This window comes from Serratia sp. X10 (genome assembly GCF_017811775.1).
Classification (GTDB): Bacteria; Pseudomonadota; Gammaproteobacteria; order Enterobacterales; family Enterobacteriaceae; genus Serratia; species Serratia ureilytica.
The window spans coordinates 1-1152 of sequence record NZ_JAEIOH010000021.1 but is presented as its reverse complement, the minus strand read 5'-3'; the positions used below and the strand labels follow the sequence as shown (position 1 = coordinate 1152).

Annotated in this window: 1 protein-coding gene and 1 pseudogene; both read left to right on the top strand. The window is 68.6% G+C overall.

What is annotated here, in order from left to right; translation table 11 throughout:
* Window positions 1–19: 19 nt before the first annotated feature.
* Window positions 20–511 (top strand): annotated as a pseudogene (locus tag J9788_RS25295) (condensation domain-containing protein); the annotation flags it as partial.
* Window positions 500–1152, top strand: a 653-nt coding sequence (locus tag J9788_RS25290; RefSeq protein ID WP_370576382.1) for an AMP-binding protein, incomplete at its 3' end; no start/stop codon positions are given. The pseudogene J9788_RS25295 and the gene J9788_RS25290, both read left to right, overlap by 12 nt.

The window sequence follows — 1152 nt, the reverse complement described above, 5'->3', positions numbered from 1 at the left end:
GAGCCTGGTGCTGGCGCGCATGGCCGGACAGCAGGAGCTGGTGATCGGCACGCCGGAGGCCAACCGCGGCCGGCTGGAAACCGAATCGCTGGTCGGTTTCTTCGTCAGCACGCTGGCGCTGCGCATCGATCTTCGCGACGATCCGGATCTGCCGACGCTGCTCGAACGGGTCCGCCACACGGTGCTGGCGGCGCAGGAAAACCGCGATCTGCCGTTCGAGCAGGTGGTGGAGCTGGTTAACCCGCCGCGCCATCTGGGCTATACCCCGCTGTTCCAGGTGATGCTGGCCTGGCAGGACGGCTCGGTGCGCGATATTCCGCTGCCTGGGCTGCAGGCCGAATTGGCCGGGCTGGAATACAGCGCGGCGAAGTTCGATCTGACGCTCGATCTGGCCGATACCGGTGAAGGCATCAGCGGCACGCTGAATTTCGCCACGGCGTTGTTCGATCGCGCCACCGCCGAACGCTACGGCGTTTACCTGGTACAGGCGCTGCGGGCGATGACGCTGAATAACCCGCGATCGGTATCCCATATCGATTTGCTGCCGCTCGCCGAACGGGAGCATCTGCTGCATGGCTGGAACCGCACCGAGCGTGACTACCCGCTGGATCAGACGCTGGCGGCGCTGTTCGAGCGGCAGGTGCGCCGCACGCCGGATGCCATTGCGCTGGTGAGCGGCGCGGAAAGCCTGAGCTACGCCCGGTTGAACGCCCGCGCCAACCGGCTGGCGCACGCGCTGATAGCGCGCGGCGTCGGCCCGGACAGCCGGGTGGCGGTGTGCGCCGAACGCGGCCTGAACATGGTGACGGCGCTGTTCGGCATCCTCAAGGCCGGCGGCGCCTATGTGCCGCTGGATCCGGCCTATCCGGGCGAGCGCCTGCAGTACATCCTGCAGGACGCCGACCCGGTGCTGCTGCTGGCGGACGCCGCCGGCCGGGCGGCGCTGGGCGAACCCGCGACGCCGCAGCTGGCGCTGGAGGCCGCGTTGCCGGAGACGCTGAGTGCCGAGAACCCGGCACCGCGCGCGCAGGCGTCGCACCTGGCGTACGTGATTTACACCTCGGGCTCGACCGGTAAACCAAAGGGCGCGATGAACGAACACCGCGGGGTGGTCAACCGGCTGGTGTGGATGCAGGAGGCCTACGGCCTGAC